The following is a 16,656-nucleotide window of genomic DNA, read 5'->3' on the forward strand; positions in this document are numbered from 1 at the left end:
TAGTGGAAAGGGATATTTTTCATTTTTAACTAATTCTCCACAAAAAAATAAAGTCCTTTCGTTTTTTAACGAAAGGACTTTATTTCTTTATTATTTAATGATGTGAATTGGGGTTCCAAGAGCAACTTCTGCTGCTTCCATAGTTATTTCACCAAGTGTTGGGTGGGCATGGATAGTCATAGCTAAATCCTCAGCAGTCATCCCTGCCTCAATCGCTAATCCTAACTCGGCAATCATATCTGATGCACTTGCTCCAGCAATTTGCGCGCCAATTACCAGACCGTCTTCTTTACGAGTGATTAATTTTAAGAATCCATCACCGCTATCAAGGGATAAGGCACGTCCATTTGCAGCAAATGGGAATTTAGAAGCATTCACTTCAATACCTTCTTCTTTCGCTTGTACTTCTGTATAGCCAACTGATGCTAACTCAGGTTCTGAAAAGACGACAGCCGGAATTCCTAAGTAATCAATTTCAGAAGAATGACCAGAAATAGCCTCGGCGGCAATTTTAGCCTCATAGGATGCTTTGTGCGCTAATTGCGGTCCTTGAACAACATCACCAATCGCGTAAATATTGCTGACATTCGTACGGCATTGTTTGTCGATTTCAATAAGTCCGCGTTCGCTCATTTTTACACCAGCTTGTTCTAAGCCCATTTCATCAGTGTTTGGACGGCGGCCAACCATTACAAATACGTAATCGGCTTCGATTTTCTTCTCTTCGCCTTTTGTTTCAAATGTGACTACCACACCGTTTTCAGTTTCTTCTACACCTTTAGCCAATGCTTTTGTAAAGAATTCTGCGCCCTTTTTCTTCATATTGCGCTTTACAAGAGATGCCATTTGCTTATCAAAAATACCCATACCTAAAATCTCATCTGCACCCTCTAAAATAGTCACTTGGCTGCCAAAGTTTGCGTAGGCACCGCCAAGCTCAATTCCGATTACACCGCCACCGATCACAACGATTTTTTCAGGAATTTCATTTAAGTTAAGTGCTCCGGTAGAATTTAGGATACGTTTTGAATATTTAAAAGTTGGAAGCTCAATTGGACGGGAACCCGTCGCAACAATAGCATTTTTAAAGGTATACGTTTGGGCAGAATTTTCATCCATTACACGTAATGTATTGGCATCCACAAAGTATGCTTCACCGTTAACAATGTTAACTTTGTTTCCTTTTAATAATCCTGCCACACCGCCTGTTAATTTTTTGACGATTCCAGCTTTAAATTCCTGAACCTTAGAAAAATCAACTTTTACATTTTCAGCTGTTATTCCGAATGACTCAGAATGCATCGCTGTTTCATAACGGTGGCCCGCTGCAATCAATGCTTTAGATGGGATACAGCCAACATTTAAACATACACCGCCAACATATTCCTTTTCAACAATCGTTACTTTTTGACCCAGCTGGGCAGCACGAATGGCTGCCACGTATCCGCCAGGGCCTGAACCGATGACTATAGTATCTGTTTCAATAGGGAAATCTCCAACGACCATTAGATTACGCCTCCATTAACAATAATTCAGGATCGTTCAATAAACGTTTAATATGATTTAATGCATTTTGTGCAGTGGCACCGTCAATCATCCGGTGATCAAAACTCAATGAAAGTGCCAAAACAGGAGCAGCAATAATCTCGCCATTTTTCACAATTGGTTTTTCAGCAATCCGGCCAACACCTAAAATAGCTACTTCTGGATGATTAATAACAGGAGTAAACCATTGTCCACCGGCAGAACCAATGTTTGAAATTGTGCATGATGCACCTTTCATTTCATTCGGAGCAAGTTTACCATCGCGAGCTTTGCCTGCTAATTCATTAATTTCATTTGAAATAGTGAAAACAGATTTACGGTCAGCATCCTTAACAACCGGTACTAGCAAGCCTTTTTCTGTATCTGCGGCAATCCCAATATTGTAGTAATGCTTATGAATGATTTCACTCGTAGCATCATCAAGTGATGTATTTAACGCTGGGAATTCACGTAATGCACTTGTTAAAGCTTTTACGATGTATGGTAAGAAAGTAAGCTTAATACCCTTTGCTGCAGCTACTTCCTTGAATTTCTTACGATGTGTAACAAGTTTTGCTACATCCACTTCATCCATTAATGTTACATGTGGTGCAGTGTGTTTAGAGTTAACCATTGCTTTAGCAATTGCTTTACGAATGCCGCTCATTTTTTCCCTTGTTTCCGGATATTCACCTTGTGGAACCTGCGCAGCAGCCTTTGGAGCCTCTGTATTGGCTTCTTCAGCCGCTGTAGCTGACACTGTTTCTGGAGCTTGGGTTGCAGCACCGCCGTTTAAGAATGCATCAATATCTGTCTTAAGGACACGTCCGTTATCTCCGGAACCAGCAACAAGACGAATTTCAACACCTTTTTCACGTGCATATTTACGAACAGATGGCATTGCAATTACTCGGCGATTCGGATCTGCCTCAGCCTGTTGCTGTGCTGGAGCCGCCGTTTCTTGTTTTTCCTCTTGCACAGGAGCTGTAGGTGCTTCCTCTTGTTTTGGTGCTTCTTCAGCATGGTCATCGCCTTTAAATTGCAGGTTCTCATAACCAGGTGCATCAAAGGTAACAAGAACCTGGCCAACTGTAGCAACGGTTCCTTCACCTACTAAAACTTCCTGAACTGTCCCTTCAACTGGGGATGGGATTTCAACCACTGCTTTATCATTTTGTATTTCACATAGGACATCATCTTCTTGGACTTTATCACCTGGCTTTACAAACCATTTGACGATTTCCCCTTCGTGAATACCTTCACCGATGTCAGGCATTTTAAATTGAAATGACACTGAGATTCATCTCCTATTTTTACGTAAATTTTTGTCAACTTTGCTACGATGAAAACGGGAAAAGAAAAACCTTTCCCGAATATATTGCGAACTCTACAGGTGTAACCCCTGCATAGTTTTAGAAGTTTAATACCTTTTTAGCTGTTTCGATTATATCTTTATAATTAGGAAGCCAAACGGATTCCGCTTGCGGGAACGAAAATACAGTATCTGGTGCCGCAACTCGCAGTACAGGCGCTTCTAAGCTCAAAATGGCACGGTCGTTAATTTCCGCTACGACGTTGGCGGCAATACCAGCTTGTTTTTGTGCTTCTTGAACAACAATCGCACGACCTGTTTTTTCTACAGAGGCAATAATGGTTTCAATATCAATCGGGCTTACTGTACGTAAATCGATTACTTCAGCAGAGTACCCTTCTTTCTCTAGCTCTTCTGCAGCTTTTAAGGATTCGTGAACCATTGCACCATAAGTAACTATGGACACGTCTTTGCCTTCTCGTTTCACGTCAGCTTTCCCTAGCGGAATCGTATATTCCTCTTCTGGTACTTCCTGACGGAATGAACGATATAACTTCATGTGCTCAAGGAAGATAACCGGATCATTGTCACGGATAGATGAAATAAGAAGACCTTTAGCGTCATATGGTGTTGACGGAATGACAACTTTCACACCAGGTGATTGTGCCATAAGACCTTCTAAGCTGTCAGCGTGCATATCTGGTGTATGTACGCCGCCTCCAAAAGGCGAACGGAATGTTACAGGAGCATTAAATTTTCCTCCTGTACGATAACGAAGACGGGCAGCCTGACCAGAGATAGAATCCATTACTTCAAAAACAAACCCGAAGAATTGAATTTCTGGTACAGGACGGAAGCCTTGTAAACTAAGACCGACCGCTAAACCGCCAATACCTGATTCAGCAAGTGGTGTGTCAAATACACGATCTTCGCCAAATTCGTTTTGCAGTCCTTCTGTCGCACGGAATACACCGCCATTTAAACCCACGTCTTCACCGAATACTAACACATTCGGATCATTACGTAATTCCGTACGTAATGCATCTGTAATTGCTTGGATCATTGTCATTTGAGCCATGGCTTACTTCGACTCCTTTTCTTTATAAATTTCAAATTGTTCTTTTAAGTTAAAAGGCATATCTTCATACATAATGGAGATGAGATCTGTCACCTTTTGTTTAGGAGCAGCATCCGCAATTTTAATTGCCTCTTTAATATCTTCTTTAGCTTGTTCAATTACTTGGTTTTCCTTTTCTTCACTCCAAAGTCCTTTGTTTTCAAGGAACTTACGGAAACGGACAAGCGGATCTTTCTTTTCCCACTCATTGTCCAAATCAGCGGTACGGTAACGAGTAGGGTCATCACCTGCCATTGTGTGCGGGCCATAACGGTATGTTAATGTTTCGATAAGAGTTGGACCTTCACCATTAAGTGCACGCTCACGTGCATCATGTGTTGCCGCGTAAACAGCCAATGGATCCATACCATCAACTACGATACCAGGGATACCCGCTGCAACAGCTTTTTGTGCAAGTGTTTGGGCAGCTGTTTGTTTTTCGCGAGGTGTTGAAATAGCAAAACGGTTGTTTTGAATAATAAAGATCGCAGGAGCTTTAAATGCACCAGCAAAGTTAATTCCTTCATAGAAATCTCCTTGCGATGTTCCACCGTCACCTGTATAAGTAATAGCAACTGCTTTTGCTCCACGTTTTTTCATACCTAGTGCTACACCGGCAGTCTGAACATATTGGGCGCCGATAATGATTTGAGGAATAGCAATATTAACTCCTTCAGGAATCTGCCCGCCTTGAAAATGTCCTCTTGACCACAAAAATGCTTGCGATAACGGTAATCCGTGCCAAACAATCTGCGGAACATCACGATATCCAGGTAAAATAAAATCTTCTTTTTCAAGCGCAAACTGTGAAGCCAATTGAGAAGCTTCTTGTCCAGCAGTTGGCGCATAGAAACCCAATCTCCCTTGACGATTTAAAGAAATAGAACGCTGATCAAGAATTCTTGTATAAACCATGCGGCGCATTAATTCCTGGAGTTGTTCATCTGTTAGGTTAGGCATTGCTGCCTCGTTAACTACCTCACCTTGTTCATTAAGAATTTGAAGCGTTTGAAATTGATCTTCTACAGTCTCGAGCGCTACTCTCGCATCAAGCTGGGCGTTCTTAAGTTTAGAAGCCATTTTGGTCACCTCTTCCTTTCTATTCAGAGCTTAATTTTAAAAATAAATCCACTAAGTTAGATTACCCAAAAAGCAGAGATTAAAAGCGTAATGGAAATATGATAAAACATGAAAAGATTATTTCATCATCATTTTATTCTGTATTACTCTTTTATGTAACATCATTAATACAATTTTTCAGCACACTTATGAGTTTACATCAATATTTTTTACCCGTCAAATACTATGTATCATTATTTTCCATCATTAACACGATAAAAACTATAAATTCAAATCTAACAACTGTACCAGCATTAAACCCAAATCTGTTATATAAAATCCCGCCATAATTTTCATTGTTATAATATAGAAAAAAGCATCGACTCTTGTCGGCCGATGCTAATCGATGGAGAGACGATTATTTATTCGATTTTAATCCTGCCTTTTTATAAAACGATTGCTTCTTATCATTATATTGATCCGTCAGCATATTAAACTTTTCATTGGCGTCAAAAACCTGTTTATACTGATCGTTTAATTTATTTACCTGCGCTTCAAGATCTTCTAAGGGCAGGTTCTTGTTTTTAAACATTCCATATAATTCTTTATCATATGTTAAAGCATCAGAATATTCCTTATATAACCATTCATGTGCTTGATACCGCTGCATCATAACATCGTTTAATTCATTAGCCGTTTTTATAACTTCAGTATCATCAAATTCATCTTTAATGTCTGCAATCTTTTTAAATGCCTGCTCTGACTCTTTCAAGCTTTTTGTTTCTTTTTCCATATGCTTTTTTCTTTCATCGGTTAATTGGATTGCTTCATCTGAAAGCTTTACGATCTGGTCGTATTCTTTCATTCCAAGTTCAATAATTTGGTCATATATCCTTTTCTCTTTCTTTTCCAACGTAACAAGCGGATCCTGTTGTTCTTCAAAAACCTTTTCTTTTGCTACTACATCCTCTAATACGTCATACATCTTTTCAGCGGGTGTCTTGTTTCCAACACAACCCGATAAAATGAACACTGATATAGCTGCAATAGATAGTAAATAACGACTGCTTCGTTTACACAACACCTTGAAACCTCCTAACTGCTGCCAACTTTAACTATATCTATACTTTATTTGTTTGACAATATTCATGGAGTAAAAAATACGGATGTTCAATCAATCAATTGTTAACATTTCATCTAATGTTTGATAGACTAATGATTGCTAATAACTTTTTTGAACACAGGAGTGAAGGTTCATGGTAACGATGGAGGATATTATTAGAGATGGCCATCCCACCCTTAGAAAGGTGGCTGCGGAAGTCGCCATGCCGCCATCAGAAGAGGATCAACAAATTTTATCCAGCCTTTTAGAATATGTGATTAATAGCCAAAATGGCGAAATTGCTACGGAATATAGTTTACGCCCGGGAATTGGTTTAGCTGCTCCGCAAATAAATGTTTCGAAACGGATGATTGCCGTTCATTTATCTGACGACACCGGAAAGCTTTATAGCTATGCCTTGTTTAACCCAAAAATCATCAGCCACTCTGTTGAAAAATCGTATTTACAAGCAGGTGAAGGCTGTCTTTCTGTGGACGAACCAATTCCGGGGTTTGTTCCAAGACATGCAAGGGTTACGGTTAAGGGAATCACTCTTGCCGGTGAAGTGGTCAAACTCCGCTTAAAAGGACTTGCTGCTATTTGTTTTCAACATGAAATCGATCACCTCAATGGCATCATGTTTTATGACTATATCAATAAACAAGATCCATTTATGGCAATCGAAGGTGCAATTGCTATCGAAAGATAAGGTGAAACACAGGCCTTTATTTGCGGCCGGTGTTTTTTTTTGTAGTGGGGCATTGTAAATTCCATGTTTATCCATGAAAAAATCAGCGGATTCATCATATAATAATAGGTAAAAACATTTATTTTTTAAATAATTTCGATTATCTGCCCTAGCAAGCTTTACATTGGACAAGGTTCGTATAAAATAAGAGGTAAGGAGATGATCCACTATGTTAAAGAAGCTAAGGAAAAAGCTTTTAAAACAGTGGAAAGATTTACTCAGAAAAAAATCCATTGCCTAACTATTTTTAAGGGCCCTTCAAACTTGCGAAGGGCTCATTCGTTATTGTAAATTGTAAAAATAGGTGATTTTTACATACTTTTTCATAAATAGTCCATGGTCTTCCAAAGAAAATAAATGAAAAAGATGAAAATATTATATATAATAGAAAAAGTTATGATTGAGTAAGGAGCGAATTTGTCATGATATATAAAGTATATTATCAAGAAAGCATTAGTCAGGTCCCTGTAAGAGAAAACACTAAAACCCTTTTTATAAAAGGAGATTCAGCAAGAGAGGTTCGCATTAAAATTGCCGACCGAGGATATAATGTTGAATTTGTACAGGAAGTTACAGGGGCATTTTTAGAATACGAACAACAAAATGAAGACTTTAAAGTATTGGAGATTGAATAATTTATGAAATTTGTAAAAAATGATCAAACGGCTGTTTTTGCCCTCGGAGGTTTAGGCGAAATTGGCAAAAACACGTATGCAGTGCAGTTCCAGGATGAAATTATTTTAATCGATGCCGGAATTAAATTCCCTGAGGATGAATTATTAGGCATTGATTATGTTATACCTGATTACACTTATTTAGTAAAAAATGAAGAAAAAATAAAAGGTTTATTTGTCACACACGGACATGAAGACCACATTGGCGGAATCCCCTATTTATTGCGCGAAGTAAATATCCCCATCTACGGCGGCAAACTTGCGCTGGGGCTAATTAAAAATAAATTGGAAGAGCACGGTCTGCTTAGGAATGCTAAATTAATTGAAATTAAAGAAGACGATGTTATTAAATTCCGCAAAACATCGGTAACCTTCTTCCGAACTACCCATAGTATTCCTGATTCCTACGGGATTGTCGTAAAAACACCACCGGGACAAATTGTCCATACGGGTGATTTTAAATTTGATTTTACTCCTGTAGGGGAACCAGCCAATTTAACCAAAATGGCGGAGATCGGAAAAGAAGGTGTTTTGTGTCTACTTTCAGATAGTACAAATAGTGAAATTCCTGATTTCACCATGTCTGAACGCCGGGTTGGCGAAAGCATCCAAGATATTTTTAGAAAAGTGGATGGGCGGATCATTTTTGCTACCTTTGCTTCTAATATCCACAGGCTGCAACAAGTGGTAGAGGCTGCGGTGGAGAATGGAAGAAAAGTTGCCGTTTTTGGCCGAAGTATGGAAGCCGCGATCAATATTGGAATTGACTTAGGGTATATTATGGCGCCAAAGGAAACATTTATTGAACCAAATCAAATTAACCGATTGCCCGCTGATAAGGTCACCATTCTTTGTACAGGAAGTCAAGGTGAAACAATGGCAGCCCTTTCTCGTATTGCCAATGGGACGCACAGACAAATTCAAATTATTCCTGGCGATACTGTCGTATTTTCATCGTCACCAATCCCAGGAAACACAATCAGTGTCAGCAGAACGATTAATTTGCTATACCGTGCTGGCGCGGAAGTCATTCACGGGAAATTAAGTAACATCCATACCTCTGGACACGGAGGACAAGAAGAACAAAAATTAATGCTCAGGTTAATTAAACCAAAATTCTTTATGCCGATTCATGGTGAATACAGGATGCAGAAAATGCATGCAAAGCTTGCTGTCGATTGCGGTGTTGAAGAAGAAAATTGTTTTATTATGGACAACGGCGAAGTACTCGCTCTTTCTGACCAAACGGCTCAAGTAGCCGGTAAGATTCCATCTGGATCTGTTTATATTGATGGCAGCGGTGTGGGTGATATTGGAAATATCGTATTAAGGGATCGTAGAATTCTGTCAGAAGAAGGGTTAGTTGTCGTTGTTGTGAGCATTAATATGAAAGATTTTAAAATCGCTTCCGGCCCGGATCTCATTTCTCGCGGATTTGTTTATATGCGGGAATCCGGCGACCTTATCAATGACGCTCAAAATCTGATAACCAAACACTTAAATAAAGTAATGGAAAGAAAGACAAGCCAGTGGTCAGAAATTAAGAATGAAATCACGGATACATTAGCACCTTTCTTATACGAAAAAACAAAGCGAAGACCAATGATTTTACCGATTATAATGGAAGTGTAAGAATAAAAAAACGGAAATGCCCTAATTAGAGCATTTCCGTTTTTTATTCCAGCACTTTTTTTTCAAATCTGTCGATATCCGTGTCATTACCAATCACAATTAACACGTCATTTTCATATAGCGTTTCTTTTGCTTGCGGGGATACAATAATTTCTTCTCCCCTTTTAATGGCGACAATATTTAATCCATATTTCTTACGAATATCCATATCCATTATGGTGCGACCGCTTAATTTTCCATTTGCCACAATTTCGACAATACTATGTTCATCCGAGAGCTCAAGATAATCAACAACATTACTTGAAGCCATATTATGGGCAATCCTTCTTCCCATGTCCCTCTCCGGATGGACAACATGGTCGGCGCCTATTTTCCGAAGAACTTTTTCATGATAATCATTTTGGGCCTTTGCTGTAACACGGCCTACCCCTAATTCCTTTAAGATAAGGGTTGTGAGAATACTTGCCTGAATATCATCGCCAATCGCAACAATCACATGGTCGAAATTGCGAATTCCTAAACTTTTTAAGACGTTTTCATCCGTTGAATCACCAACTACCGCATGGGACGCAATCATGGCAAACTCATTTACACGTTCTTCATTTTCATCAATACCTAATACTTCCATTCCTTCATCAGTTAAAGTACGGCAAATACTTCCCCCAAACCTTCCCAGCCCTATGACAGCAAAACTCTTCTTCATAAATAAACTCCCCCGAAAAAAGCAATAATCCAATATGATGTTTATTGTAGCATTCTTCAGCTTTTTTTTATAGAGAGAGTTATCACTACTTAACCTTGACTATTTCTATTTTTCCTTTTTTTATAAAATACAAAAAGAAAAATTCCAATAATGATAAAAATGGCCAAAACTGGTATGTTTCCAATTATAAATACAACTAATCCTGATAGGCCGGCTAATAACAGATTGGTACTTTTCATAAATTGCTGTTTTGTTTTTTCCCAAGTATTTAACTTGTCTTTATCTATGTTCGGAATAATGACCTTATTTTCATAAAGGGTAATCGTCACTGTCGAAAGTGATGTTTGGTTTTCTAGGAACTTCATTCTTCCTTCAATCATTTCAATTTCTTCTTGAACAGCCGCTAAATCCGTTGAAATTTTCAGTAAATCTTCCGTTTTTACTGCGTCCTTCATAAAGGCCAGAAGCCGTTCCTCAACGACTCTTTTTGATTTCAGTCTTGATTCTAAGTCGACATATTCCTCTGTGACATCCTGACCGGTGATATTCCTCTGCAGCACTTCTGCCGCTTGCCCCTCAGCATCATGTAAAAAATCTTGAAAATACTTTTGTGGTATTCTTATTTTCAGACTGCCGCTAACCTGCTCATTTCCTTCTCTGGACACATTGGACTCAGCGATATAACCGCCATATTTCTCTGCTTTTTCCTCCAAGCTTCGGACAGTTTGCTCAAATTTTTTTACGCGTAACTGGAGGTCAGCCTGATAGATTACCATCTGGTTTGGTACCTCCAAATTTACAGTGGATGTTGATTGATTTGCCTTTGCTTTATTATCTGTTGCCACTAGAGCCGGTTGCTCACCACTGCCCGACTGCGACGAATCCATTTCTGTTTTATTATCCATACTCATTTTTGCACGGTCTTCGCTCTTGCTGCTCGAACTGCAGCCGGTTATTCCTATTATTATCGCGATTACAAAAACCGGAAATACCTTTACTAGCTTTTTCATTCCCTTGGCACCCCTTTTTTCTATAATTACTAATACGGACGATAAAAGGGAAACAAGGTTACAGCAGAAACAGAAAAATAGCTGTCCGTTAATGATAACGAACAGCTATTTTTCTGTTTCTATTCTGTTTTTTCCAATTCGTCTAATACACGATTGACGCGTTTCTCTAGCATTTTCATACCGCTTCCGCCAGCTTGGAAGTGACGAAGCTTGCCATCACGATCGAATACATAATACGCAGGAACGTATTGATTTTCAAAGGCTTCTGTAAGTTTATGTTCACTATCCACAAAAATAGGTTGTGTAATTCCGTGCTCTGCAGCTACTTTCTTGATTTCTTCAAGATTTAAATCATCTTCTGATCGTGGCATATGAACTGCAACTACATTTAATTTCTCTTTAAAATCATCACGGAATTGATTTACCTGCGGCATAGCTTCCTTACACAGATGGCAGCTTATTGACCAAAAATGAAGCAATGTTGGCTTGTCGCCGATTAGGTCTTCTTTCGTTACTTGACCATTTAACCATTCGGTTGCGCCGGTTAGCTCTGGCATTTGTTCACGTAATTTCATGGTAACCCCCCTATTTTAAAATAGACCTAACACTTATGGAAGGTTAGGTCTATCTTGTTTTGTTAAATTATACGTTTAATGTAGCTTGTCCTGGCTTCCAGTTTGCAGGGCAAAGACCGCCAGTTTGTAATGCTTGGAGTACACGTAAAGTTTCATCTACGTCACGGCCAATATTGTTGTGGTTGACAACAGAATATTTTAATTCGCCTTCTGGATCAATGATGAATAAACCGCGAAGGGCAATACCTTCTTCTTCAATTAAAACACCATAATCACGTGCAACAACATGGTTTGTATCTGCAGCTAGTGGATAGTTTAACTCACCAAGACCATTTTCTTTACGGTCTGTTTTAATCCATGCAAGGTGTGTATGGATGGTGTCAGTTGACGCCCCAATAACAACTGCATCTAGGTCATCAAACTCTTCGTAACGATCAGACATTGCTGTAATTTCAGTTGGACATACAAAAGTAAAGTCCATTGGGTAGAAGAACAATACAGTCCATTTATCATTTTTCATGTTTTCTTCAAGACTTACTTTTTTAAATTCTTTGTTTGGCATTACAGCATCCATTTCAAAGCGTGGAGCTTGTTTGCCTACCATACGTTCTGGCATCAGAATCCCTCCAAATAATTATTTAATACTAGCTAATCCCTTTAGTCAGTTTTACCTATTTCTAACGAGATTAAACGACAATATGTAACAATATTCCTTTTACATAGTAACATGATTAACTGCCAGAACCAAATAAAATGACTTGTATTAACTAAATTAAATAGAGTGATTCCCTTTGAAGGTTATATAGCGTGTCATAACTTTTATAGCTACATCAATCGCCGCCTCATTGGGATTTAATTTTGCATGATGCAGACCAAAAGTTGAGTCGACACCGAGCCAAAACATAAGTCCAGGGATTTCTTTAAGCATGTAACCAAAATCCTCGCCTGTCATCGCCTCGGTACATTCGATCACATTTATTTCCGGATCCTGATCAACACAGTTAATAAACTCTCTAGTAACGGTTTCCGTGTTATATACTTGATGGTACATGGAACCATAGTCAATAACCGCTTCACATTCAAAGCCTGTTTCAATCCCTTTAACAAGCGCATCAATACGATGCCTTACCTTTTTCATCGATTCCGGTGATAAAGTGCGAATCGTTCCCTCAAGTCTTGCCTTTTCAGCGATAATATTTTGAACCGTTCCACCACTGATTTTACCAACCGTAATAACTGCACTATCTAACGGATCGACATTTCTTGAGATAATGGTTTGCAGCTGCGTAACGAGCGTACAAGCTGCAATCACCATATCATTTGTTTCGTGTGGTCTTGCAGCATGACCGCCTTTACCCTTTAAGTCAATAAACAATTCAGAGGTATTGGCAAATAGCAAACCTTCTTTTAGAGCAATTGTTCCAACAGGATATTCCGGTGCAATATGAAGGGCAAAAATGAAATCAGGCATCCATTCCTGCATCTCCTCTGATTTCAACATGGGTTCTGCCCCACCTGGTCCTTCCTCAGCAGGTTGAAAGATAAACAGAAGGTCATCATTAATGGGATTTCGGACAAAATGTGTTAGAACGCCAAGTGCGATGGTCATATGAAAATCATGACCACAGGCATGCATTCTTGCCTCATGTGCAGATGAAAATGGTAATTCTGTATCTTCTTCTATTGGCAGACCATCTATATCCGTACGGTATCCGATTGTTTTAGCAGGTTTTAGACCATTGATTTTTACAATTAAGCCTGTTTTCCATTTTTTAATTAAAATGCGATCCTGAGGCAATGATTGTATGTAATCCAATAAATAGGCTTGCGTTTTAAATTCTTGAAAACCTAGTTCCGGTATCTGATGGAGGTCACGGCGAATTTTGATTAATGGGTTCATCTATTTAACTCTCCTTTTAAAAAAGAAGCGTGGACTAGGAATCCACGCCTGAAATCTTTTTATATTTGACGAAGCTCTTGCATGATTTCGGTTTTTGATTTTGTTTTTTCATCAATATCTTTAATTTTTCTTGCTGGCATCCCGGCAACAACTGTATATGGAGCGACGTCTTGAGTAACCACTGCCCCAGCTGCTACAACAGATCCCGTTCCTACTGTGACACCTTCAAGAACTACGGCATTTGCACCGATAAGAACATCATCCTCGATAATCACGGGTTTTGCAGATGGCGGCTCAATAACACCCGCTAAAACGGTACCGGCACCGATGTGACAATTCTTTCCGACTGTTGCTCTTCCACCGAGGACAGCACCCATATCTATCATCGATTTTTCACCAATTACAGCTCCAATATTAATCACAGCGCCCATCATAATAACTGCATTATCACCGATTTCCACTTGGTCCCGAATGGTGACGCCCGGCTCAATCCGAGCATTAATGTATTTTGTATCTAGCAATGGAATAGCTGAATTACGGCGGTCATTTTCGACCACAAAATCTTCAACTTTTGCTTTATTCGCTTCGAGCGCTGCGTTGATTTCAGACCATTCACCAAAAACAACACCTGTGTTTCCATTAATAAATGCTTTTGCACTGCTCCCAAAATCGATTCCTTCTAGCTCACCCTTTAAGTAAACTTTAACCGGTGTAGATTTTTTGCTATTTTGAATAAAAGAAATAATTTCATTCGCATCCATCATTTTCATCATTTTACCCCCTATTGTTATGTACTAAAAAATACTTTAACAAACAAAAGTATCGAAGACAAGAAAAACAACACTAATCTTCTGAAGATTCAGCGATGTGTTCCTTAATTAGCTCGACAAAGGCTGATACTTGCTTTAATTGAAATGCAGACTCATACCCTAAAAGCCATGTATCCCGTTTTAACGGTTCATTATTCTCATCCACTAGTGGTATTTTGAAAATATCCTTTTCAGCCTTCGTTAGGGTAATAGACGGCAAAATTGCGTAGCCAATACCGTTAAAGGCCATCTGCTTACAAGTTTCAATTTGATCAACGACAACAGTCCTCTTAGGAGAGGTTTTAAAGTTGCGCATCCACCAATCTTGAATCTCCTGATAATAGTTTGAGTCACTTTTAAATTGAATAAACGGACGATCGGTTGCTAGTATTTGTTCTGGTTTTGTAATTTCCCGATCAACTAAATATAGCGGGTCGTTAAATAGATGTACTTTTATCCCTTTCCAATCCGGTGTTCCACGGATAATTCCAATATGTACTTGATCATCGTATAAGCATTTCAAAATTTCACTGCTCCAACCCGTTATTAAAGAAATCTTTGCTTGTGGATACTTATCAATAAACTTCTTTAAAACTTGCGGCAGCCAATTTTGTCCTACAATCGAAGCCACAGCAATTTTCAATGTTCCGGAAACTCCTGCTTGGAGAGAATGAATAGTTTCGCGAACCTTTTCTTGCTTAATAAGAACGTCGTTAACAAAATCAATGACATGTTCACCTGAAGGGGTTAATGCCAACCCTTTTTGTGAGCGGATAAATAATTTCGTTCCCCACTCTTTTTCGATTGTCTGTAAACGCTGTGAAAGGGCCGGCTGCGAAACAAATAATCGCTCCGACGCCTTACGCATATTCATTTCCTGCGCCAATACAGATAATAATTGATATTCTGATAATGAGGACAAGAAAACACTCCTTAAAAAACCCTGAGAATTTATACAGAGCCATTGTTTTTTTTCGGAATAAATAGTATTAATAGTAAACTAACGATAGCAAAGGTGAGAACCACATAATAAACAGCGTGTAAAGAAAATGTCAGTCCATCCTGTAAAATACTTTTGACAGATTCACTCAGGTTATTCCGGTCACTTGCTTTTAAGAGCATGTTAGCGTCATCCACTGTTAAGGAATGATCATGTTGACTAAAATAGTTGATCATACGGTTATTAAGGATACCCCCCAACAAAGCGGCACCAATTGTGTTGCCAAGATTTCGCATGAACATATTTGCTGCTGTGGCAATTCCCCTTTGCTCCCAGCCAACAGAACTTTGAATCGAGACAATAAATGCAGTAGATGTCAGTCCCATACCTAGACCAATAAAAAAGGAACCAACTGCTGCCCAAACCGGGCCAGACGAAGCCGACATCGTCACGAATGCAATACTCCCGATAATTAAGAAAGCCCCACCAATGATCGAGGTTTTCCGGTACCCGATTGTGATCAGCATTCGACCCGACAGTGTCGATGCTATTGGCCAGCCGATTGACATCGTGGTAAGCGTAAACCCAGCTACAATCGGGGTTTGTTCCATAACACCCTGCACAAAAGTCGGTAAAAAGCTGGAGATCCCAATTAACATGACGCCAGTTGTCAGTGAGGTAATATTCGCGATAAAAATGGATCGTTCCTTCCAAATCGAAAAGGGCATGACTGGTTCAGAAGCGCGCCCTTCATGAACAATAAACGCAGTCAAAGCAACCCCTGATAAAATAATTAGACTTACAATTTGCCATGATCCCCATTTGCCTCCGCCCTCAACAAGGACAAACATGAGCGTTGAAACCGTTATGGTTAAAAGAATGGCACCCCAATAGTCTATTTCATGTTTTTTCTTTTCTATATTTTCATGTAAAAACAGCCAAAGTCCGACTAATGATAAAATCCCTAAAGGAATGTTAATCCAAAAAACATAATGCCAACTTACATATTGGACAAGTAATCCCCCGATTGCCGGCCCAGTAATGGCAGAAATCCCCCAAACACTTGAAAGATATCCTTGGATTTTTGCCCTTTCTTCTGCAGTGTAAATATCTCCGACGATAGTCGTTGCTATTGGTGTAACTGCTCCTGCACCAAACCCTTGAATGCAGCGAAAAATGATTAGCGTCTTCATGGATGTGGAAAAGCCGCAAAGAACAGAACCAATTAAAAATATAATAATTCCGACTGTCAGAATCGGCTTTCGGCCAAATAAATCCGACAATTTCCCATAGATTAGAACGGTAACAGCATTCATTAACAAATAAGCAGAAAATACCCAGCTATAAAGTTTGAACCCGCCCAAATCCGCAACAATTGCCGGCATCGCGGTTGAAACTATCGTCGCTTCAATCGCACCCATAAACATTGCCAGCATCACCGAGGCAAGCACAAGCGATTTTTTTGTTTGCCTTTTTTGAGTGCTATTCACAGGAGAATTTTCACGATCTGTTTCCATCAGAACACCTCTAACCGAAAAAATATAGCCCCCT

16 protein-coding genes are annotated in these 16,656 nt (G+C 39.2%); 3 read left to right on the forward strand and 13 right to left on the reverse strand.

All coding sequences use genetic code 11. From position 1 onward, the window contains the following. Positions 1 to 90: 90 nt before the first annotated feature. The 5 genes from lpdA to BABA_RS19405 form a co-directional block, all read right to left on the reverse strand. Positions 91 to 1,506: a dihydrolipoyl dehydrogenase gene (gene lpdA / locus BABA_RS19385; RefSeq protein WP_007086933.1), complete on the reverse strand. Its 1,416-nt coding sequence runs from the start codon at positions 1,504 to 1,506 to the stop codon at positions 91 to 93. Positions 1,507 to 1,510: 4 nt separating this feature from the next. Then, on the reverse strand, positions 1,511 to 2,818 hold the full coding sequence (locus BABA_RS19390) for a dihydrolipoamide acetyltransferase family protein (protein ID WP_007086934.1): 1,308 nt from the start codon (positions 2,816 to 2,818) through the stop codon (positions 1,511 to 1,513). A gap of 118 nt (positions 2,819 to 2,936) precedes the next feature. Beyond that, on the reverse strand, positions 2,937 to 3,914 hold the full coding sequence (locus tag BABA_RS19395) for an alpha-ketoacid dehydrogenase subunit beta (protein WP_007086935.1): 978 nt from the start codon (positions 3,912 to 3,914) through the stop codon (positions 2,937 to 2,939). Between the two features lie 3 nt (positions 3,915 to 3,917). After that, entirely contained in the window at positions 3,918 to 5,033 is a 1,116-nt protein-coding gene (gene pdhA, locus BABA_RS19400) for a pyruvate dehydrogenase (acetyl-transferring) E1 component subunit alpha (RefSeq protein WP_007086936.1), read from the reverse strand. A gap of 397 nt (positions 5,034 to 5,430) precedes the next feature. Then, positions 5,431 to 6,096 (reverse strand): YkyA family protein, encoded by a 666-nt coding sequence (locus BABA_RS19405; protein WP_235749752.1) that lies wholly within the window; start codon positions 6,094 to 6,096, stop codon positions 5,431 to 5,433. Positions 6,097 to 6,268: 172 nt separating this feature from the next. On the opposite strand from BABA_RS19405, the gene def reads away from it, so the two are divergent. From def to rnjA, 3 genes are all read left to right on the forward strand, one after another. Further along, positions 6,269 to 6,823 (forward strand): peptide deformylase, encoded by a 555-nt coding sequence (gene def, locus BABA_RS19410; RefSeq protein ID WP_007086938.1) that lies wholly within the window; start codon positions 6,269 to 6,271, stop codon positions 6,821 to 6,823. 461 nt (positions 6,824 to 7,284) lie between these two features. Beyond that, positions 7,285 to 7,497, forward strand: a complete 213-nt coding sequence (locus BABA_RS19415) for a DNA-dependent RNA polymerase subunit epsilon (RefSeq protein WP_007086939.1) — start codon at positions 7,285 to 7,287, stop codon at positions 7,495 to 7,497. A gap of 3 nt (positions 7,498 to 7,500) precedes the next feature. Next, a complete protein-coding gene (gene rnjA / locus BABA_RS19420) occupies positions 7,501 to 9,168 on the forward strand; it encodes a ribonuclease J1 (protein WP_007086940.1) in 1,668 nt (555 codons plus the stop codon). Positions 9,169 to 9,211: 43 nt separating this feature from the next. Here rnjA and BABA_RS19425 read toward each other — a convergent pair whose 3' ends face one another. The 8 genes from BABA_RS19425 to BABA_RS19460 all read right to left on the reverse strand — a co-directional run bounded on the left by BABA_RS19425 (position 9,212) and on the right by BABA_RS19460 (position 16,622). Next, a complete protein-coding gene (locus tag BABA_RS19425; RefSeq protein WP_007086941.1) occupies positions 9,212 to 9,871 on the reverse strand; it encodes a potassium channel family protein in 660 nt (219 codons plus the stop codon). Positions 9,872 to 9,960: 89 nt separating this feature from the next. After that, on the reverse strand, positions 9,961 to 10,881 hold the full coding sequence (locus tag BABA_RS19430) for a DUF4349 domain-containing protein (protein ID WP_007086942.1): 921 nt from the start codon (positions 10,879 to 10,881) through the stop codon (positions 9,961 to 9,963). A 119-nt stretch (positions 10,882 to 11,000) separates the two neighbouring features. After that, positions 11,001 to 11,456, reverse strand: a complete 456-nt coding sequence (locus BABA_RS19435; protein ID WP_007086943.1) for a TlpA disulfide reductase family protein — start codon at positions 11,454 to 11,456, stop codon at positions 11,001 to 11,003. Positions 11,457 to 11,523: 67 nt separating this feature from the next. After that, a complete protein-coding gene (locus BABA_RS19440) occupies positions 11,524 to 12,072 on the reverse strand; it encodes a peroxiredoxin (RefSeq protein WP_007086944.1) in 549 nt (182 codons plus the stop codon). Between the two features lie 156 nt (positions 12,073 to 12,228). Continuing rightward, a complete protein-coding gene (locus BABA_RS19445; protein WP_007086945.1) occupies positions 12,229 to 13,356 on the reverse strand; it encodes an N-acetyldiaminopimelate deacetylase in 1,128 nt (375 codons plus the stop codon). A gap of 59 nt (positions 13,357 to 13,415) precedes the next feature. After that, on the reverse strand, positions 13,416 to 14,126 hold the full coding sequence (gene dapD / locus BABA_RS19450) for a 2,3,4,5-tetrahydropyridine-2,6-dicarboxylate N-acetyltransferase (RefSeq protein WP_007086946.1): 711 nt from the start codon (positions 14,124 to 14,126) through the stop codon (positions 13,416 to 13,418). 73 nt (positions 14,127 to 14,199) lie between these two features. After that, positions 14,200 to 15,087: a LysR family transcriptional regulator gene (locus BABA_RS19455; protein ID WP_007086947.1), complete on the reverse strand. Its 888-nt coding sequence runs from the start codon at positions 15,085 to 15,087 to the stop codon at positions 14,200 to 14,202. 29 nt (positions 15,088 to 15,116) lie between these two features. Beyond that, positions 15,117 to 16,622, reverse strand: a complete 1,506-nt coding sequence (locus tag BABA_RS19460) for an MDR family MFS transporter (RefSeq protein WP_007086948.1) — start codon at positions 16,620 to 16,622, stop codon at positions 15,117 to 15,119. Positions 16,623 to 16,656 lie beyond the last annotated feature (34 nt).

It is taken from the genome of Neobacillus bataviensis LMG 21833, assembly GCF_000307875.1.
Lineage (GTDB): Bacteria > Bacillota > Bacilli > Bacillales > Cytobacillaceae > Neobacillus > Neobacillus bataviensis.